Raw genomic sequence first — 18,402 nt, forward strand, 5'->3', positions numbered from 1 at the left:
CTTTGAGGACTACAACAATGATTATTTACGGTGTGGCGTTTCTCGCCTTTTGTACGCTGGTGGGTATTTGGGTCGGTGAACTGCTCGGCAAGCTGATCGGTGTGCCGGCCAACGTCGGCGGCGTCGGCATTGCGATGCTGCTGTTGATCGGCCTCGGCACTTATCTGAACAAAAGCGGCTGGCTCAAGGGCAAGACCGAGCAGGGCGTCGAGTTCTGGAGCGCTATCTACATTCCAATCGTGGTCGCCATGGCCGCACAGCAAAACGTCTATGGCGCGTTGAAGGGCGGGCCGATGGCGATTCTCGCCGGCACACTCGCAGTGGTGATCGCTTTTGCCCTGGTGCCTGTGCTGACGCGCATGGGTAACAAGGAGCAGACCCCGATCGCTCCAGCCAAGACTGCGGGGTAATCGCCATGTACGAATCGATGATGAAAGTGATCACCGGCTACGGTTTGATCAGCGGGTTTCTGATTGTCGGGCTGACCATGTGGGTGTCCTACTGGATGTCCAACACCTTCACCAAGGGCCGTTTGCACGGCTCGGCCATCGCCATTCTGCTGGGGCTGGTGTTGTCATATGTCGGCGGTGCACTGACCGGTGGGCAGAAAGGCGTGGTGGATATTCCGTTGTTGTCGGGCATCGGTTTGCTCGGCGGTGCGATGCTGCGCGATTTTGCGATTGTGGCCACGGCCTTCGGCGTGAGTGTCGATGAGCTGAAACGTGCAGGGTTCGTCGGGGTACTGGCGCTGTTTGTCGGTGTAGGTACATCGTTCGTGGCGGGTGTTGGCGTGGCGATGGCATTCGGTTACACCGATGCCGTGAGCCTGACCACTATTGGTGCTGGCGCGGTGACCTACATCGTCGGCCCGGTGACGGGCGCGGCAATTGGCGCGAGCTCCGAGGTGATGGCGCTGTCGATTGCGGCGGGGCTGATCAAGGCGATTCTGGTGATGGTGATGACGCCGTTCGTGGCGCCGATGATTGGCCTGAACAATCCGCGCAGTGCGGTGATTTTCGGCGGCTTGATGGGCACGTCCAGCGGTGTGGCCGGCGGGTTGGCGGCGACCGATCCGAAGCTGGTGCCTTACGGGTGTCTGACGGCGGCGTTTTATACCGCGCTTGGGTGTTTGCTTGGGCCTTCGTTGTTGTTTCTGGCGATGCGCGGGTTGATGGGTTAGTCGCTAAAAGCTGCCCTCACCCTAGCCCTCTCCCGGAGGGAGAGGGGACCGACCGAGTTGTTTTCGCGTTATCCACCGACCTGAAATGCCTGAGTCGAACTCAGGCCTTGAAAAGTCCCCGATCTGCTCCCTTTCCCCCTCTACCCCTTGGGGGAGAGGGGACTGACCGAGCTGGATGTAGGAGGTACGTCGACCTGAAAGTCCTCAGTCGAACACAGGTTTTGAAAGGCCCCCGATCTGCTCCCTTTCCCCCTCGCCCCCTTGGGGGAGAGGGCTGGGGTGAGGGGGTAGCTCTTGATCTTGATTTTGCTCTAAATCCCAACCTGCCGATTGGCATACATCCGACACTCCGCCAGCAACGCCAGCAAATTCGGATCCCTCTCCTTGGCCTTCAAGAACACCACGCCAATGTGCTGCTGCAACCGGTACTTCTCCTGCAACGGAATCAGCTTCACCCGGTTCTCATACACCGCCGCAATCCGCCCCGGCAGCAATGCATAACCCACCCCCGAACTGACCATGCTCAACAGCGTGAAGATGTCATTCACCTGCATCGCCACCTTCGGCTCGAACCCCGCCTGTTTGAACACCCGGTTGCCGTCCTGATGGGTGGCGAAGCCCTGGGTCAAGGTGATAAATGTTTCATCGCGGACCTCGGCCAGATCGACTTCACTGCGTTGTGCGAACTTCGAATCTGCTGGCGTGGCGAGGAATATATCGTCGGAGAACAGCGGGATCTGTTCGCAGTCCGGGTCGTTGATGCTGTCGTCCAGCGACACCAGGATCGCGTCGACTTCCATGTTTTTCAGCTTGTAGAGCAGGTCGATGTTCGAGCCGAGAATCAGGTCGATGTTGAGTTCGCTGCGGCGGATCTTCAGGCCCATGATCAGTTGCGGTACGGTCTTCACCGTCAGCGAATACAGCGAGCCGAGCTTGAAGCGTTCAGCGGAGAACCCGGCGGCTTCGCGGGTCAGGCGTACGCTTTCGACCACGTCATTGATCAACTTCTGCGCGCGCTCTTCGAGCACGTAGGCGCTTTCCAGTGGCGTCAGGTTGCGGCCTTCGTGCTTGAACAGCGGACAACGCAGGGCGCTTTCCAGCGAATGGATCGCCCGGTGCACGCTGACATTGCTGGTCTGCAACTCGGCAGCGGCGCGGGCGAGGTTGCCGGTGCGCATGAAGGCGAGGAACACCTCGAGTTTTTTCAGGGTCAATTCTTCGTCGATCAGCATGGCGCGGACTCTTTTTGGTATCGACCGATTGTGCCCAATTACCGTGGCGTGCGCAGGTCCGCGTTGAACAGAAACATTGCGCTTTTACGCTCAAGGCCCGAGCCTTGCGCGCTGCGGCAACGAATCTTGAGGTGAGTGACACATGTATCACGGGGAAAGACTCAACGCCTGGACGCATCTGGTCGGGGCAGTGGCAGCGTTTATCGGCGGCGTGTGGATGCTGGTGATTGCCAGTCTCGACGGCAGTCCGTGGAAAATTGTCAGCGTGGCGATCTACGCCTTTACCTTGCTGGTGCTGTACAGCGCGTCGACCGTGTACCACAGCGTGCGCGGGCGCAAGAAAGCGATCATGAAGAAGGTCGACCACTTTTCGATCTACCTGCTGATCGCCGGCAGCTACACACCGTTCTGCCTGGTGACGCTGCGCGGGCCGTGGGGCTGGACGTTGTTCGGGATTGTCTGGGGGCTGGCGCTGATCGGTATTCTGCAGGAGATCAAGCCACGCTCGGAGGCGCGGATCCTGTCGATCGTGATTTACGCGGTGATGGGCTGGATCGTGCTGGTGGCGGTGAAGCCGTTGATTGCGGCGCTGGGCACCACCGGTTTCGCCTGGCTGGCCACTGGCGGGGTTTTGTACACCGTGGGGATCATCTTTTTTGCCCTCGATCACCGGTTGCGGCATGCGCACGGGATCTGGCATTTGTTCGTGATTGCCGGGAGTTTGCTGCACTTTGTGGCGATTCTGTTTTATGTCCTGTAAATGTAATCCCTGTGGGAGCGAGCTTGCTCGCGAAGGCGTCAGGTCAACCAACTTTTTTGCTGAATGACACGCCGCATTCGCGAGCAAGCTCGCTCCCACATTGGATCTAGGGTGTTCACAAAATCTGTGCTCACTGGAGATCTACTGTGGGAGCGAGCTTGCTCGCGAAGGGGCCTTAGAAATCACCCCACAGTTGCTGAGCCACCGCCAACGCCACCACCGGCGCGGTTTCGGTACGCAACACCCGCGGGCCGAGGCGGGCGGCATGGAAACCATTACCCTTGGCCTGCTCGACTTCAGCCTCCGACAAGCCACCCTCCGGCCCGATCAGAAACGCCAGTGTCGAAGGTTTCGCATGGCTCACCAGCGGCTCCGCCACCGGGTGCAGCACCAGCTTCAATTCGGCCTGGGTCTGCTTCAGCCAGTCGGCCAGCAGCAGCGGCGGATGAATCACCGGCACTCGTGAGCGCCCGCACTGTTCACAGGCGCTGATCGCCACCTGACGCCAGTGCAGCAGGCGTTTGTCGGCGCGTTCGTCCTTGAGCCGGACTTCGCAGCGGTCGCTGAAGATCGGGGTGATTTCGCTCACGCCCAGCTCGGTGGCTTTCTGAATCGCCCAGTCCATCCGTTCGCCACGGGACAGGCCCTGGCCGAGGTGGATGTGCAGCGGCGATTCAACCTGGCCGGCGAATTGCTCGTCGATCTGCACGGTCACGCGTTTCTTGCCGACTTCCACCAGCGAGCCGCGAAACTCATGGCCGGAGCCGTCGAACAACTGCACCGCATCGCCCTCGGCCATGCGCAGCACGCGGCTGATGTAATGCGCTTGGGCTTCCGGCAGTTCGTGTTCGCCGGTGCTCAGGGGGGCGTCGATAAAGAAGCGGGACAGTCTCATTTCGGGTCTCTAAAAAATGGGCGCGTACTTGCTGTAATGCAGAGCTTTTGTGGCGAGGGGATTTATCCCCGTTGGGTGGCGAAGCCGCCCCAAAATCTGCAATCGCGGTGAGTCAGGAGTATTGCATGGGCTGATTTTATGGCTGCCGCGCAGCCGAACGGGGATAAATCCCCTCGCCACAGGGTTGGTCTGAATCCTCAGGAATCAGCCCGGATCGCGGAAGCCGGGGTGGAAGTCTTTCGGCACGGCCACGCTGACGCTGTCACGCGTAGCAATGTCGATGCCTTCGCTGGCGACGTCGGCGAGGAAGTCGATCTGCTCCGGGGTGATCACGTACGGCGGCAGGAAATACACCACGCTGCCCAGCGGACGCAGTAACGCGCCACGCTCCAGCGCATGCTGGAACACCTTCAGGCCACGGCGTTCCTGCCAAGGGTAGGCCTCTTTGGTGGCCTTATCCTTGACCATCTCGATCGCCAGGACCATGCCGGTCTGGCGCACTTCGCTGACATTCGGGTGATCGACCAGATGCGCAGTGGCCGAGGCCATGCGCTGGGCCAACGCCTGGTTGTTTTCGATGACGTTGTCCTGCTCGAAGATATCCAGCGTCGCCAGCGCCGCCGCACAGGCCAGCGGGTTGCCGGTGTAGCTGTGCGAGTGGAGGAAGGCGCGCAGGGTCGGGTAGTCGTCGTAGAACGCGCTGTAGACCTCGTCGGTGGTCAGGCAGGCTGCCAGCGGCAGGTAGCCGCCGGTCAGGGCTTTCGACAGGCAGAGGAAGTCCGGGCGGATGCCGGCCTGTTCACAGGCAAACATGGTTCCGGTGCGGCCGAAGCCGACGGCGATTTCGTCGTGAATCAGGTGTACGCCATAGCGGTCGCAGGCCTCGCGCAGCAGCTTGAGGTACACCGGGTGATACATGCGCATGCCGCCGGCGCCCTGAATCAGCGGCTCGACAATCACTGCCGCGACGCTGTCATGATGCTCTGCCAGGGTCTGTTCCATGGCGGCGAACATGTTGCGCGAGTGTTCTTCCCAGCTCATGCCTTCGGGACGCCCGTAGCAATCCGGGCTCGGCACCTTGATGGTGTCCATCAGCAGCGCTTTGTAGGTTTCGGTGAACAGCGGCACGTCGCCGACCGCCATCGCTGCCATGGTTTCGCCGTGGTAGCTGTTGGTCAGGGTGACGAAGCGCTTTTTGTTTGGCTGGCCGCGGTTGAGCCAGTAGTGAAAGCTCATTTTCAGCGCGACTTCGATGCAGGACGAACCGTTATCGGCGTAGAACACCCGGTTCAGGCCTTCCGGGGTCATCTTCACCAGACGCTCGGACAGCTCGATCACTGGCTGATGGCTGAAGCCGGCAAGGATCACGTGTTCCAACTGATCGACCTGATCCTTGATGCGCTGATTGATGCGCGGGTTGGCGTGGCCGAATACGTTGACCCACCACGAGCTGACGGCGTCGAGGTAGCGCTTGCCTTCGAAGTCTTCGAGCCAGACGCCTTCACCGCGCTTGATCGGGATCAGCGGCAGCTGTTCGTGGTCTTTCATCTGGGTGCAGGGATGCCACAACACCGCGAGGTCGCGTTGCATCCACTGGTTATTCAGGCCCATTTACAGTCTCCTCGAGGCGGCTCGCGTCAGGCGCGGGCAAACAATCGCGCAAGCCTATGCAATGCGTCGCGTGGGGACAACCCATTGTGTCGATTGAGCTACTTTGTATGAGCCGATAGACGTCGCTGGCGGCGTTTTGATGGCTAACGTATTCTTCGCGGTTCTTTGGGTCGTCTGACCCGCAAAACTGCTTTTTCCTACGTGTATTTCCGGAGTTCGCTGAATGTCTGTCGGTTGGCTGCGCGCCTGTGCGCTGGTGATGTTGGGGCTGTTCAGCGTTACGGCGCTGGCCAAGGATAAAACCGCGATCGTGATTGGCGGCGGCCTGTCGGGTCTGACTGCCGCTTATGAACTGCAAAACAAAGGCTGGCAGGTCACGCTGCTGGAAGCCAAACCGAGCCTGGGCGGTCGCTCCGGTATGGCCACCAGCGAGTGGATCGGCAACGACAAGACCCAGCCGGTGCTGAACAAGTACGTCTCGACCTTCAAGCTGAGCACCACGCCGGCCCCTGAGTTCGTACGTACCCCGGGTTATCTGATCGACGGCGAATATTTCTCCGCTGCCGATCTGGCGACCAAGCAGCCGGCCACCGCCGAGGCCTTGAAGCGCTACCAGAAAACCCTCGACGATCTGGCGCGCTCGATCGACGATCCGCAGAACCCGGCCGCGACCAGCACCCTGCATGCGCTGGACCAGATCAACGTGTCGAGCTGGCTCGACAAGCAGAACCTGCCGGCCACGGCGCGTCAGTTGATCAACCAGGACATCCGCACCCACTACGACGAGCCGTCGCGTCTGTCGCTGTTGTACTTCGCCCAGCAAAACCGCGTGTATCGCGGCGTCTCCGACCGCGACCTGCGCGCCTCGCGTCTGGTCGGCGGCAGTCAGGTGCTGGCCCAGGCCTTCGTCAAGCAGATCAAGACCATCAAGACCAACTCGCCGGTTTCCGCGATCACTCAGGACAAGGACGGCGTGACCGTCAAGGTCGGCAGTGTTGGCTATCAGGCAGACTACGTGGTGTTGGCCGTGCCACTGCGCGCGCTGAACAAGATTGCCCTGACCCCGGCGCTGGACGCCCAGCACCTGGCGGCGATCAAGGGCACCAACTACGGCTGGCGCGACCAGATCATGTTGAAGTTCAAGACGCCGGTGTGGGAAAGCAAGGCGCGTATGTCCGGCGAGATCTACAGCAACGCCGGCCTCGGCATGCTCTGGATCGAGCCAGCCCTGAAGGGCGGCGCCAACGTGGTGATCAACCTGTCCGGCGACAACGCCCGCGTGATGCAGGCGTTCGGCGACAAGCAGATGGTCGATCAGGTGCTGATCCGTCTGCACGCGTTTTATCCACAGGCCCGTGGCTCGTTCACCGGTTATGAAATCCGTCGCTACAGCACCGACCCATCGATGGGCGGCGCTTACCTGGCCTTCGGTCCAGGCCAGATCAGCAAGTTCTGGCGTCTGTGGGAACGTCCGCTGCAACGCGTAGCGTTTGCCGGCGAACACACCGACACCTTGTACCCGGGCACCCTGGAAGGTGCACTGCGCACTGGTCAGCGTGCGGCCAGTCAGGTTGAAGATCTGGCGGCTGGCAAGTCGTTCGAGCCGGTCAAAGTCGGCCCGGCGGCTGCAACCGCAGCAGCGGCAGGCGCGGCAGGTGCCGTGGCAGCGAAGAAGGGCAACTTCTTCAGCAACCTGTTCGGCGGTTCGGATGACGAGAAGAAGCCAGAACCGGTGAAGGCGCCTGAGCCAGCTCCGGCGCCTGTGGCACCAGCGCCTGCGCCGACTCCGGCACCTGCGCCAGCACCGGTGGAAGCACCGAAGCCTGCGGCACCAGTGAAAGCTGAACCGGCGAAGAAAGCAGCGGCCAAGCCAGCGGCGAAGAAGCCGGCGGCGAAGACCGAAGCGAAAAAAGCCCCGGCAAAACCGGCGGCGAAAAAGGCTGAACCGGCGAAGAAGCCAGCAGCTAAACCGGCGGCGGTTCCAGCGGCAAGCACTGATACCAAGGCGCAGTAAGCGTTGCGGTGAATGAAAAAGCGCGGCGCTTATGCCGCGCTTTTTTTTGCCTGTGAGGGCCTCATCGCGGGCAAGCCCGCTCCCACAGGTTTTTGCGGTGAACGCAGAATTTGTGAACGCCGCCGACCATTGTGGGAGCGAGCTTGCTCGCGAAGAGGCCGGTTCAGGCAGCACTAACTTTGGATCTGTACCCAGTATCCTGCCCCACACTTTCCCCCTTTAATCTTTCCTTAACCACCATGCTCAAGACTCTTGATCGTATTTCTCGATATTTCAAAGCAAAATTTTCCGCTTTAATTCGATAGATAACTCGCTAGTCTTGGTTCGCAGTTCTCACAGGATTTGGGCAATGCAGCTACGTAACTCTTCTTCGCGCTATGGTTGGGTCAGCATCTTCATGCACTGGGGCGTGGCGCTGGTGGTCTTCGGACTGTTCGCGCTGGGTCTGTGGATGGTCGGGCTGGATTACTACAGCAGTTGGCGCAAAGAGGCGCCGGATCTGCACAAGAGCATCGGACTGGTGCTGCTGGGTGTGATGGTGTTGCGGGTGCTGTGGCGCTTTATCAGCCCACCGCCGCCGACGCTGCAAAGCTACAGTCGCATGACCCGTATCGGTGCAAAGTTCGGCCACGGGTTTCTGTATCTGGCGCTGTTCGCTGTGATGCTTGCCGGTTACCTGATTTCCACCGCAGACGGTGTCGGGATCCCGGTGTTTGGCCTGTTTGAAGTTCCTGCACTGGTTTCCGGGCTACCGGATCAGGCAGATACCGCTGGGGTGATTCATCTCTGGCTGGCGTGGACGCTGGTAATTTTTTCCGGCCTCCATGCGTTGGCAGCATTGAAGCACCACTTTATTGATCGTGATGCGACCCTGACGCGAATGCTCGGTCGCAAAGCCTGAAATTCAACCTCGACTCAAAGGAAAAGAAAGCATGTTGAAAAAGACTCTGGCCGCTCTGGCAATCGGTTCTGCACTGCTCTCGGCTGGTCAGGCCATGGCTGCGGACTACAAAATCGACAAGGAAGGCCAGCACGCCTTCGTTGACTGGAAAATCAGCCACCTGGGTTACAGCTTCATCCACGGTACTTTCAAAGACTTCGACGGCACGTTCTCGTGGGATTCGGCCAAGCCTGAAGCCAGCAAAATCTCCGTCGACGTGAAAACCGCCAGCCTGTGGTCGAACCACGCCGAGCGTGACAAGCACATCGCCAGCAAAGACTTCCTGGACGTGGGCAAATTCGCTGACGCCAAGTTCGTCTCCACCGCCGTTAAATCGACCGGCGACAAGACTGCTGACGTGACCGGTGACCTGACTCTGCACGGCGTGACCAAGCCTGTGACCTTCAAGGCCACGTTCAACGGCGAAGGCAAGGATCCATGGGGCGGCGAGCGTGCAGGCTTCAATGCCAAGACCACCCTCAACCTGAACGATTTCGGGATCAAGGGCCCAGGTCCTACCTCGCAAACTGCGGATCTGGACATCTCGCTGGAAGGCGTGAAAGTTAAGTAACTTTCGCCCTGCCACATAAAAACGCCCCCGGTCGCAAGGCCGGGGGCGTTTTTTATTGTCCGTCACACACATCCCCTGTGGGAGCGAGCTTGCTCGCGAATGCGGTGTGTCATTCACCAGAGGTCTCGACTGATCCGACGCTTTCGCGAGCAAGCTCGCTCCCACAGGGGGATTGTCGTGATGCGGGGATTGGTGACGGCATAAAAAATGCCCCGGCTCTTGCGAGTCGGGGCATTTTTCATTGCAGCGTGAAATCAGCGATTGCGGGTCAGCAGGGCTGGTTTCTCGCCACGTGGGCGGCTTGGCAGTTGATCGAGCTGCTCTGGCGTCGGGAAGCGGTCGGCTTTCGATTCCTTGTGCATGATCTTCGGACCGTTGCTGCGCGGGTTCTGCACGGCTGGTTCGGTACGTGGCTGATCGTCACGGGCTGGACGACGGTTGCGCGACGAGGACTCGTCACGACGACCCGACTGACCATCACGTGGTGCGCCATTGCGCGGGCCGTTGCGTTTGGCCGGCGGGGTGCCGGTGCTCGAACCGTTGCTGTTGCGCGGACCGTTCTGGCGACCCTGCGGCTGACCGCCACGAGGGGCGCCAGCGCCAGCACCTTGTGCCGGAGCGCCTGGACGGCGACCACGGCCACCGGCCGGGGCGGCTTTGGGCACGTAATCAACGCGGTTACCGAAGTTATCAATATCGTCGTCGAGGAACTCGTCCGGTGCACGATCAGCGGCGGCGCGTGGCGGCTGCGACGGTTGACGCTGTTCGCGGGCCGGAGTGCCTTCACGTGGCTTCTGCTGACGGGCAGGACGCTCGCCGCGTTCACCGGCGGGTTTTTCCTTACCCTTGTCCTTGCCTTTGTCCTTGCGACCGCCGCCACCGCCGCCGCCATTCGGACCGTCGCCACGCGGGCCACGGGAATTGCGCGGGTTGCGCATGTCCGGACGCTCGCGCACTTCAGGCTTCTCGGCCTCGATGGTACTGGCATCGAAGCCCATCAGGTCGCCATCGGCGATTTTCTGCTTGGTCATGCGTTCGATGCTTTTCAACAGTTTTTCTTCGTCCGGGGCCACCAGCGAGATCGCCTCGCCCGAACGACCGGCGCGGCCAGTACGGCCGATACGGTGCACGTAGTCTTCATCAACGTTCGGCAGTTCGAAGTTGACCACGTGTGGCAACTGGTCGATGTCCAGGCCGCGGGCAGCGATGTCAGTCGCGACCAGAATGCGCACTTCGCCGGCCTTGAAGTCGGCCAGGGCTTTGGTGCGGGCATTCTGGCTCTTGTTGCCGTGGATCGCGACGGCTGGCAGGCCGTGCTTGTCCAGGTACTCGGCCAGACGGTTGGCGCCGTGCTTGGTCCGGGTGAACACCAGCACCTGTTCCCAGGCGCCGGCAGTGATCAGGTGCGCGAGCAGCGCACGCTTGTGGCTGGCCGGCAGACGGAAGACCCGTTGTTCGATGCGCTCGACCGTGGTGTTCGGCGGCGTCACTTCGATGCGTTCCGGGTTGTGCAGCAGCTTGCCGGCAAGATCGGTAATGTCTTTGGAGAAAGTCGCCGAGAACAGCAGGTTCTGACGCTTGGCCGGCAGACGTGCGAGGACCTTCTTCACGTCGTGCACGAAACCCATGTCGAGCATGCGGTCGGCTTCGTCGAGGACGAGGATTTCGACGTGGGACAGATCGACGCTGCCCTGGCCGGCGAGGTCGAGCAGGCGACCCGGGCAGGCGACGAGCACGTCGACACCACGGGACATGGCCTGAACCTGCGGGTTCATGCCGACGCCGCCGAAGATGCAGGCGCTGACGAATTTCAGGTCACGGGCGTAGATCTTGAAGCTCTCGTGAACCTGGGCCGCGAGTTCGCGGGTCGGCGTCAGGACCAGAACGCGCGGCTGGCGCGGGCCATGACGCTGGGATTTGTCCGGGTGACCGTTAGGGAACAACCGCTCCAGGATCGGAAGGGCGAAACCGCCGGTTTTACCGGTACCTGTCTGTGCCGCAACCATCAGGTCGCGACCTTGCAACACGGCGGGAATGGCCCGCTGTTGCACCGGAGTAGGCTCGGTATAGCCCGCATCTTCGATGGCGCGGACTAAAGCCTCGGAGAGACCGAGGGAAGCAAAGGACATGAGTAATCCTGTTTTAGTTAGGGCTTGGCCCAATGGGAGTCTTGCCTGGCGCGAATCACGTTTAAGAGGACGCAATCCCGTCCGGTCCTGCTGCGGTTCCGAAGGCACGTCTGGAGCGCTCGCGCGGGCTGGAGAGCTGCGCTGTAGCGGGTCGAGAGGCCTGTTACGGTTCCGGGCGTCCGGGCGTGAGCCTGGCGGGAACGCCGGAGTATAACAGAGCAATCACTGCGCGCTGCTTTCCTGCTGCTCAACGGTTTTACTGCTGGCCGAGGCATTGCCCAGCGGCGCCCCGATAACGGGAGCCGCGCCATAACGGGCGCTCAGATCGGCATAGGCCGGTTCGCGCTTGAATCGTTTGAGCTCAGCGCCAAAACGCTGCACCAGCAAATCCATGCCAGCATTGCGCCGAACCGCGAGAAATTGGCTCTGGCGGCTAATGACGATGGGGTTTTCAGTGATCTGATCGCGAATATTCAATGCATCGAGCAAATGCTGGCCGACGCGGCGATCGGTGATCAACAGGTCGATGCGCCCGCGCACCAGTTTGCCGAAGTTGGCTTCATGGGTCGGTGCCGGTTCGCGGGTAAACAGCGTTGATTCGCTGAAATCCGGGCTGTACAGATAGCCGGGCGAGGTGCCGACGGTCAGGCCTTTGAGTTCTTCGAGTCTGCTGAACGGGTGCGGCCGGTCGTTGGCGTAGAACATCACGAATTCGACGTCGGACAGTGGTTCGCTCGGATAGAGCAGGGTGGCTTCGCGTTCAACACTGTGAAAAATGTCGAGTGCACCGTCGGCCTGACCGGTTTCCAGCATCGACAGGCAGCGCTTCCACGGCAGGAACTGCCACTCGACCTCGATGCCCAGGCGCTTGAACACGATGGCGGTGGTTTCGTAGTCCAGCCCGAGTTTCTTGCCGCCGTCTTCGTAGACATAAGGCGCCCACGGCTCGGTGACGATACGCAGCTTCTCGCCCCGAGCGGCAAAGCTCAGGCAAGCAAAAACCAGCACGGCGAATAACTGCGCGATCAAAGGCATGGCTTGAGATTACGACGAGAAACGCGAAAGAGCCAGAACGTGGCAGCAGAAGCTCTGTTTCGGGGCTTTAAAAGCAAAAGATCGCAGCTGCGACACCCCTGTAGGAGCTGCCGAAGGCTGCGATCTCTTGATCTTGCTTGTCGCTTTCAGCTTGAAGCTTGCAGTTGCTTCAACGCGGCAGTTTCAGGTTGTTCCAGATCGCCAGGCTTGGTTCCGCCTGGTTCATGGAATAGAAGTGCAGACCCGGTGCGCCGCCCTGCAGCAGGCGTTCGCACATCTCGCTGACGACCTGTTCGCCAAAGCGTTGAATGCTTTGTGCGTCATCGCCGTAGGCTTCCAGTTGCTTGCGGATCCAGCGCGGGATTTCCGCACCGCAGGCATCGGAGAAACGCGCCAGCTTGCTGTAGTTGGTGATCGGCATGATCCCCGGCACCACCGGAATATCCACGCCCAGCGCCTGCAAACGGTCGACGAAGTAGAAGTAGCTGTCGGCGTTGAAGAAGTACTGGGTGATCGCGCTGTCGGCGCCGGCGCGAGCCTTGCGCACGAAGTTGGCGAGATCGTCTTCGTAGTTGCGCGCTTGCGGATGCATCTCCGGGTAAGCGGCGACTTCGATGTGGAAATGATCACCGGTTTCTTCACGAATGAATTCAACCAGCTCATTGGCGTGACGCAGCTCACCGCTGGTCATGCCCATGCCGGATGGCAGGTCGCCGCGCAGGGCGACGATGCGCTTGATGCCGGCTGCCTTGTACTCGTTCAGCAGGCCGCGCAGGTCGTCCTTGCTGTCGCCGACGCACGACAGGTGCGGTGCGGCCGGTACTTTGACTTCGTTTTCCAGTTGCAGAACGGTGTTGAGGGTGCGATCACGGGTCGAACCGCCAGCGCCATAGGTGCAGGAAAAGAAGTCAGGGTTGTACGTGGCCAGCTGACGAGCAGTGGCGAGCAGTTTTTCTTGCCCGGCATCGGTTTTGGTCGGGAAGAACTCGAAGCTGTAGCGACGGTCTTGGGACATGGAGGGAACCTCCAGCTACAAGCTGCAAGATTCAAGCTGCAAGAGCAGCGGAGGTGCGCTGGTCTCTCGTGCCTGAAGCTTGCGGCCTGACACTGTTTTTAATTGGGGGCAGAGCCTCAGGCTTCGCACGGCAAGTCCGGCTTTTGACCTTACTTGACGCTCGAAGCCTGCGGCTCGCAGCTGCTCTTAACTTAGTAGCGGTAAGCGTGCGGCTTGAACGGGCCTTCGACGGTCACGCCGATGTAGTCAGCCTGTTGCTTGGTCAGTTGAGTGACCACGCCGCCGAAACCGCGAACCATTTCCAGGGCCACTTCTTCGTCGAGTTTCTTCGGCAGTACTTCAACGGTCAGGCGCTCGGCTTTCTGGGCAGGCGACAGGTCGGCGTACTTCTGGCCGAACAGGAAGATCTGGGCCAGTACCTGGTTGGCGAACGAACCGTCCATGATGCGGCTTGGGTGACCGGTGGCGTTGCCCAGGTTCACCAGACGGCCTTCGGCCAGCAGGATCAGGTAGTCGTCGTTCTGTGCGTCGAAAGCGCCGGGGCCGGTACGGTGGATCTTGTGTACCTGTGGCTTCACTTCTTCCCATGCCCAGTTCTTGCGCATGAAAGCGGTGTCGATTTCGTTGTCGAAGTGACCGATGTTGCAGACAACAGCGCGCTTCTTCAGGGCTTTGAGCATGTTGGCGTCGCAAACGTTGACGTTACCGGTGGTGGTCACGATCAGGTCGATCTTGCCCAGCAGCGCTTTGTCGATGCTCGCTTCGGTGCCGTCGTTGATGCCGTCGATGAACGGCGAAACCAGCTCGAAACCGTCCATGCACGCTTGCATGGCGCAGATCGGGTCAACTTCGGAAACCTTGACGATCATGCCTTCCTGACGCAGGGACTGCGCGGAGCCCTTGCCCACGTCACCGTAGCCGATGACCAGCGCTTGCTTGCCGGACAGCAGGTGGTCGGTGCCGCGCTTGATCGCATCGTTCAGGCTGTGACGGCAGCCGTACTTGTTGTCGTTCTTGGACTTGGTCACCGAGTCGTTGACGTTGATGGCCGGGATCTTCAGCTCGCCCTTGGCCAGCATGTCCAGCAGGCGGTGAACGCCGGTGGTGGTTTCTTCGGTCACGCCGTGAACGCGGTCCAGCACCTGTGGGTACTTGTCGTGCAGCAGCTGAGTCAGGTCGCCGCCGTCGTCGAGGATCATGTTGGCGTCCCATGGCTGGCCATCTTTCAGGATGGTTTGCTCCAGGCACCACTCGTACTCTTCTTCAGTTTCGCCTTTCCAGGCGAACACCGGGATGCCGGCAGCGGCGATGGACGCAGCAGCCTGATCCTGAGTCGAGAAGATGTTGCAGGACGACCAGCGTACTTCGGCACCCAGGGCAACCAGGGTTTCGATCAGCACGGCAGTCTGAATGGTCATGTGGATGCAGCCGAGGATTTTTGCGCCCTTGAGCGGCTGCTCGGACGCGTACTTGCGGCGCAGACCCATCAGGGCCGGCATTTCCGACTCGGCGATGATGGTTTCGCGACGGCCCCAGGCAGCCAGGGACATGTCGGCAACTTTGTAATCGTTAAAATCTGCAGGCGTGATAACAGCGCTCATGAAGAGCCTCCATTCGTAATGTATGCGAATGGGCGCCGTTGTGCGTTTAGTGTCCGGCCGTGGCCAGTCAACGCCCCATCCGAGCCTGACAGGTTGAACCTGCTGCAGCGCCCCTCGGACAGGTGGCGGGAAAACGGTAGCAAGTGAACGTTACCGTTTTGAAACGGGGGCGATTATAGCCGTCTAGACTGATCTTCCAAAGGGTTTCTGTCGGCCAGATGAAGATCGCTAATGGCGACCATAGTCGAAGGCTCATGGAGCATGACCGCTCGGTCTGCCAAGATGACGCCATCTTTCGGCAAACGCTCAGGAGTGAACATGAATTTCCACACCCGCAAATGGGTAAAACCCGAAGACCTGAACCCCAACGGCACTCTGTTCGGCGGCAGCCTGCTGCGCTGGATCGACGAAGAAGCGGCGATCTACGCCATCGTCCAGTTGGGCAATCAGCGCGTGGTGACCAAGTACATTTCCGAGATCAACTTCGTCAGCGCCTCGCGCCAGGGCGACATCATCGAACTGGGCATTACTGCCACCGAGTTCGGTCGGACCTCAATCACCCTGACCTGCGAAGTGCGTAACAAGATCACCCGCAAGAGCATTCTCACGGTCGAGAAGATGGTTTTCGTGAATCTGGGCGAAGACGGCTTGCCGGCACCGCACGGGCGGACCGAGATCAAGTACGTCAAAGACCAGTTCAAGGAAGATGAATTGGTCACTAAGTAACCTCTAGTTGGCTTCATCGCGAACAGGCTCACTCCTTTGTCAGTGACTGAGTCGTACCTGTAGGCGTGAGCCTGCTCGCGATAGTGGTTTCAGCGTCACCGAAGATTTATCTGACTACTGAACAGCTGTGAACGGCGGGGGTCGTAGCTAAAAGCCCCCCCACTGGTTACCACGCCATGAGCACCCCGACAGACGGCAAGACCCCCGACCTCTCGACCGATGAAAAACATGAAGTCGAGAAAAGCCAGCCGCCCCGCGCGGCGGTTCTGCATGAAATCATCCGCACCCAGGGCGACCAGGAACTGGAGCGCAGCATTGCCGCGCTGTGGTGGTCGGCGCTCGCCGCCGGGTTGACCATGGGCCTGTCGCTGATGGGCATGGGCCTGCTCAATTCGCGCCTGCCCGAGGGCGAGGAATTCAAGGTCATCGCCAGTTTCGGCTACTGCGCGGGTTTCCTCGCGGTGATTCTCGCCCGCCAGCAACTGTTCACTGAAAATACCCTGACTGCCGTCCTGCCGGTGATGTCCAAACCGACCCTGGCGAATTTCGGCCGGTTGATCCGCTTGTGGGGGGTGGTGCTGTTCGGCAATTTGTGCGGCACGATTCTGGTGGCGTACGTGATGCTCGAGCTGCCGATCTTCGATGGCAAAACCGATCACGCCTTCCTCGAAATCGGCCGCAAGGTCATGGAAAACCACGCCAGCCAGATGTTCGCCAAGGGCATTGTCTCCGGCTGGATGATCGCCACGATGGTCTGGATGATCCCGTCCATGGAGAGCGCCAAGATGTGGATCATCATCCTCATCACCTACCTGATGGCGCTGGGCGACTTCACCCACATCGTGGTCGGCTCGGCGGAAGTCTCGTATCTGGTATTTGCCGGTGAATTGCCATGGAGTGATTTCTGGATGGTGTTCGCCGGGCCGACGCTGGCGGGGAACATCATTGGCGGCAGTTTCATCTTCGCGCTGATCAGCCATGCGCAGATCCGCAGCGAGACCGGTACTCCCAAGGAAACGCACAAAGCGCAACAGTCTGCGGATCAGGCCGAAAAGCCTGACCCGCAGCGGATCAGGAAATGATCAATGGTGGGCGGGCTCGGCCGCTGTGGCCGGCTCGTCACGGGTGGCGTGCTTGACCAGTTTGCCGATGGTCAGCCCCTGCAACAGGATCGACGACAGCACCACGATGTAGGTGATGCTCAGCAGCAGATCGCGCTCCGGGCCCAGCGGCAGGGCCAGCGCCAGCGCCACCGAAACGCCGCCGCGCAAACCGCCCCAGGTCAGGATGCGGATGGTGCCGCGCGGCACCGTGCGCCAGCGGCGCAGCAGGACGATCGCCGGGGCCACGGTGAGCAGGCGCGACAGCAGAATCGCCAGCGCCAGCAAACTCGCCGCCGCTATGTGTGCCCAATTGAATGGCAGCAGTAACAGTTCCATGCCGATCAAGGCGAACAGCAGGGCGTTGAGCATGTCATCGAGCAGCTCCCAGAAGCCGTCGAGGTACTTGCGGGTCATGTCGTTCATCGCCAGGTTGCGTCCCAGGTTACCGATGATCAGACCGGCCACCACCATCGCAATCGGCGCCGAGACGTGCAGTTCGGTAGCCATCGCCGAACCGCCGATCACCAGCGCGAGGGTCAGCATCACTGTGATCTGATGCTGCTGGACGCTCTTGATCATCCGGTACACCCCATAACCGATCAGCCCGCCGAACAGCACGCCGCCAATGGCTTCGTGAACGAACAGCATCGCGGTGGCGCTGATGGTCGGCGTCTCGCCCAGTTGGGCGATGCCCAGCAACACGGTAAACACCACCACCGCCGTACCGTCGTTGAACAGCGATTCACCGACGATCGTGGTTTTCAGCGGCTTGGAGGCATTGGCCGTACGCAGTACGCCGAGCACCGCGATTGGGTCGGTCGGCGAAATCAGCGCGCCGAACAGCAGGCAGTACAGGAAGCTCACGTGCCAGCCGAACAGGGCAAAAATGTAATAGGCGAGGCTGCCGATCACGCCGGTGGCGATCAACACACCGAAGGTCGCCAGCAGGCCGATGGGCCAGCGGTAGCTGCGCAGGTCATTCAGGTTGACGTGCAGGGCGCCGGCGAACAGCAGGAACGAGAGCATCCAGTTCATCAGCAGATCGCCGAAGTCGATCTGGCCGATCAGTTGCTGCACGCGCTCTTCAAGACCGGGGTAGCCGAGCACGCTCAGGCCTTGCAGCAGCAGGGAGAACATCAGCGCGGTGACCATCACACCGATGGTGGGAGGCAGGCCGATGAAGCGGTAATTGACGAAGGTGAGCAGGGTGGTGAGGCAGATAAAAGCGGCGACAAGTTCAAGCATCCGGGGTCCTTTGGATGAAGGGTGAGTGGAACGCGCCCGGTGCTTGGGCGCTGGAGTTTGATGGGCCGAGAGCGACTGAGGGCACAAGCTTCCCTCACCCCAGCCCTCTCCCGGAGGGAGAGGGAGCCGACCTTATTGTCTTGCGGGATGTATCGAGCGGAATAACCGGGTCGAGTGTAGATTCGGCAATGCGCGTTCAGGTCGGCGGACTTCTGAAGCCTCCCCGTTCAGTCCCCTCTCCCGGAGGAAGAGGGAGCCGACCTTATTGTCTTGCGGGATGTATCGACCTGAATAACCGGGTCGATTGTAGATTCGGCAATGCGCGTTCAGGTCGGCGTACTTCTG

General features: G+C 60.5%; 16 protein-coding genes, 1 pseudogene and 1 riboswitch. Of the genes and pseudogenes, 9 read left to right on the forward strand and 8 right to left on the reverse strand.

Going from position 1 to position 18,402, the window contains the following annotated elements; genetic code table 11:
- Positions 1–17: 17 nt before the first annotated feature.
- Together madL and madM are read left to right on the forward strand one after the other, a co-directional pair.
- Entirely contained in the window at positions 18–410 is a 393-nt protein-coding gene (gene madL / locus K5Y35_RS09480; protein WP_222834129.1) for a malonate transporter subunit MadL, read from the forward strand.
- Between the two features lie 5 nt (positions 411–415).
- The gene (gene madM, locus K5Y35_RS09485) at positions 416–1,180 is read left to right on the forward strand and encodes a malonate transporter subunit MadM (protein ID WP_038861195.1); all 765 of its coding nucleotides are present in this window, start codon (positions 416–418) and stop codon (positions 1,178–1,180) included.
- A 311-nt stretch (positions 1,181–1,491) separates the two neighbouring features.
- On the opposite strand, the gene K5Y35_RS09490 is transcribed toward madM, so the two are convergent.
- The gene (locus K5Y35_RS09490) at positions 1,492–2,412 is read right to left on the reverse strand and encodes a LysR substrate-binding domain-containing protein (protein WP_222834130.1); all 921 of its coding nucleotides are present in this window, start codon (positions 2,410–2,412) and stop codon (positions 1,492–1,494) included.
- 142 nt (positions 2,413–2,554) lie between these two features.
- Between K5Y35_RS09490 and trhA the strand changes: the two genes are divergently transcribed.
- Positions 2,555–3,172, forward strand: a complete 618-nt coding sequence (gene trhA, locus K5Y35_RS09495; RefSeq protein WP_064589617.1) for a PAQR family membrane homeostasis protein TrhA — start codon at positions 2,555–2,557, stop codon at positions 3,170–3,172.
- A 5-nt stretch (positions 3,173–3,177) separates the two neighbouring features.
- Positions 3,178–3,270, forward strand: a pseudogene (locus tag K5Y35_RS27845) (metal ABC transporter ATP-binding protein); the annotation flags it as partial.
- A gap of 77 nt (positions 3,271–3,347) precedes the next feature.
- Here the strand turns inward: K5Y35_RS27845 and K5Y35_RS09500 are convergent.
- Together K5Y35_RS09500 and K5Y35_RS09505 are read right to left on the reverse strand one after the other, a co-directional pair.
- Positions 3,348–4,067, reverse strand: coding sequence for a 16S rRNA (uracil(1498)-N(3))-methyltransferase (locus K5Y35_RS09500; protein ID WP_222834131.1), 720 nt, complete (start codon positions 4,065–4,067; stop codon positions 3,348–3,350).
- A gap of 204 nt (positions 4,068–4,271) precedes the next feature.
- The gene (locus tag K5Y35_RS09505; RefSeq protein ID WP_123469507.1) at positions 4,272–5,678 is read right to left on the reverse strand and encodes an adenosylmethionine--8-amino-7-oxononanoate transaminase; all 1,407 of its coding nucleotides are present in this window, start codon (positions 5,676–5,678) and stop codon (positions 4,272–4,274) included.
- 223 nt (positions 5,679–5,901) lie between these two features.
- Here K5Y35_RS09505 and K5Y35_RS09510 point away from each other — a divergent pair, with 223 nt between their 5' ends.
- The 3 genes from K5Y35_RS09510 (at position 5,902) to K5Y35_RS09520 (ending at position 9,203) form a co-directional block, all read left to right on the forward strand.
- Entirely contained in the window at positions 5,902–7,692 is a 1,791-nt protein-coding gene (locus K5Y35_RS09510) for a flavin monoamine oxidase family protein (protein ID WP_222834132.1), read from the forward strand.
- Between the two features lie 349 nt (positions 7,693–8,041).
- Positions 8,042–8,593, forward strand: coding sequence for a cytochrome b (locus K5Y35_RS09515; RefSeq protein WP_123469503.1), 552 nt, complete (start codon positions 8,042–8,044; stop codon positions 8,591–8,593).
- A 31-nt stretch (positions 8,594–8,624) separates the two neighbouring features.
- Complete coding sequence (locus tag K5Y35_RS09520; RefSeq protein ID WP_083367682.1) at positions 8,625–9,203, forward strand: YceI family protein; 579 nt, start codon at positions 8,625–8,627, stop codon at positions 9,201–9,203.
- Between the two features lie 254 nt (positions 9,204–9,457).
- Here K5Y35_RS09520 and K5Y35_RS09525 read toward each other — a convergent pair whose 3' ends face one another.
- From K5Y35_RS09525 to ahcY, 4 genes are all read right to left on the reverse strand, one after another.
- A complete protein-coding gene (locus tag K5Y35_RS09525) occupies positions 9,458–11,332 on the reverse strand; it encodes a DEAD/DEAH box helicase (RefSeq protein ID WP_123469500.1) in 1,875 nt (624 codons plus the stop codon).
- Between the two features lie 222 nt (positions 11,333–11,554).
- A complete protein-coding gene (locus tag K5Y35_RS09530; RefSeq protein WP_222834133.1) occupies positions 11,555–12,367 on the reverse strand; it encodes a substrate-binding periplasmic protein in 813 nt (270 codons plus the stop codon).
- 169 nt (positions 12,368–12,536) lie between these two features.
- Entirely contained in the window at positions 12,537–13,382 is an 846-nt protein-coding gene (gene metF, locus K5Y35_RS09535; RefSeq protein WP_123469496.1) for a methylenetetrahydrofolate reductase [NAD(P)H], read from the reverse strand.
- 191 nt (positions 13,383–13,573) lie between these two features.
- Entirely contained in the window at positions 13,574–14,983 is a 1,410-nt protein-coding gene (gene ahcY, locus K5Y35_RS09540) for an adenosylhomocysteinase (RefSeq protein ID WP_007959684.1), read from the reverse strand.
- 23 nt (positions 14,984–15,006) lie between these two features.
- Positions 15,007–15,105, reverse strand: a riboswitch (S-adenosyl-L-homocysteine riboswitch).
- Between the two features lie 196 nt (positions 15,106–15,301).
- Here ahcY and K5Y35_RS09545 point away from each other — a divergent pair.
- Positions 15,302–15,709, forward strand: a complete 408-nt coding sequence (locus K5Y35_RS09545) for an acyl-CoA thioesterase (RefSeq protein ID WP_003229043.1) — start codon at positions 15,302–15,304, stop codon at positions 15,707–15,709.
- A gap of 176 nt (positions 15,710–15,885) precedes the next feature.
- Positions 15,886–16,791, forward strand: coding sequence for a formate/nitrite transporter family protein (locus tag K5Y35_RS09550; RefSeq protein WP_222834134.1), 906 nt, complete (start codon positions 15,886–15,888; stop codon positions 16,789–16,791).
- Here the strand turns inward: K5Y35_RS09550 and K5Y35_RS09555 are convergent, their stop codons facing one another.
- Positions 16,792–18,057, reverse strand: a complete 1,266-nt coding sequence (locus K5Y35_RS09555) for a cation:proton antiporter (protein ID WP_123469492.1) — start codon at positions 18,055–18,057, stop codon at positions 16,792–16,794. It abuts the gene before it with no gap.
- Positions 18,058–18,402: the final 345 nt, after the last annotated feature.

The sequence above is a fragment of the Pseudomonas sp. SC3(2021) genome (genome assembly GCF_019856535.1).
GTDB classification, from domain to species: domain Bacteria; phylum Pseudomonadota; class Gammaproteobacteria; order Pseudomonadales; family Pseudomonadaceae; genus Aquipseudomonas; species Aquipseudomonas monsensis.

Coding starts and splice junctions, on each gene's coding strand:
- madL (WP_222834129.1), top strand. CDS start 18: ATGATTATTTACGGTGTGGCGTTTCTCGCCTTTTGTACGCTGGTGGGT.
- madM (WP_038861195.1), top strand. CDS start 416: ATGTACGAATCGATGATGAAAGTGATCACCGGCTACGGTTTGATCAGC.
- K5Y35_RS09490 (WP_222834130.1), bottom strand. CDS start 2,412: ATGCTGATCGACGAAGAATTGACCCTGAAAAAACTCGAGGTGTTCCTC.
- trhA (WP_064589617.1), top strand. CDS start 2,555: ATGTATCACGGGGAAAGACTCAACGCCTGGACGCATCTGGTCGGGGCA.
- K5Y35_RS09500 (WP_222834131.1), bottom strand. CDS start 4,067: ATGAGACTGTCCCGCTTCTTTATCGACGCCCCCCTGAGCACCGGCGAA.
- K5Y35_RS09505 (WP_123469507.1), bottom strand. CDS start 5,678: ATGGGCCTGAATAACCAGTGGATGCAACGCGACCTCGCGGTGTTGTGG.
- K5Y35_RS09510 (WP_222834132.1), top strand. CDS start 5,902: ATGTCTGTCGGTTGGCTGCGCGCCTGTGCGCTGGTGATGTTGGGGCTG.
- K5Y35_RS09515 (WP_123469503.1), top strand. CDS start 8,042: ATGCAGCTACGTAACTCTTCTTCGCGCTATGGTTGGGTCAGCATCTTC.
- K5Y35_RS09520 (WP_083367682.1), top strand. CDS start 8,625: ATGTTGAAAAAGACTCTGGCCGCTCTGGCAATCGGTTCTGCACTGCTC.
- K5Y35_RS09525 (WP_123469500.1), bottom strand. CDS start 11,332: ATGTCCTTTGCTTCCCTCGGTCTCTCCGAGGCTTTAGTCCGCGCCATC.
- K5Y35_RS09530 (WP_222834133.1), bottom strand. CDS start 12,367: ATGCCTTTGATCGCGCAGTTATTCGCCGTGCTGGTTTTTGCTTGCCTG.
- metF (WP_123469496.1), bottom strand. CDS start 13,382: ATGTCCCAAGACCGTCGCTACAGCTTCGAGTTCTTCCCGACCAAAACC.
- ahcY (WP_007959684.1), bottom strand. CDS start 14,983: ATGAGCGCTGTTATCACGCCTGCAGATTTTAACGATTACAAAGTTGCC.
- K5Y35_RS09545 (WP_003229043.1), top strand. CDS start 15,302: ATGAATTTCCACACCCGCAAATGGGTAAAACCCGAAGACCTGAACCCC.
- K5Y35_RS09550 (WP_222834134.1), top strand. CDS start 15,886: ATGAGCACCCCGACAGACGGCAAGACCCCCGACCTCTCGACCGATGAA.
- K5Y35_RS09555 (WP_123469492.1), bottom strand. CDS start 18,057: ATGCTTGAACTTGTCGCCGCTTTTATCTGCCTCACCACCCTGCTCACC.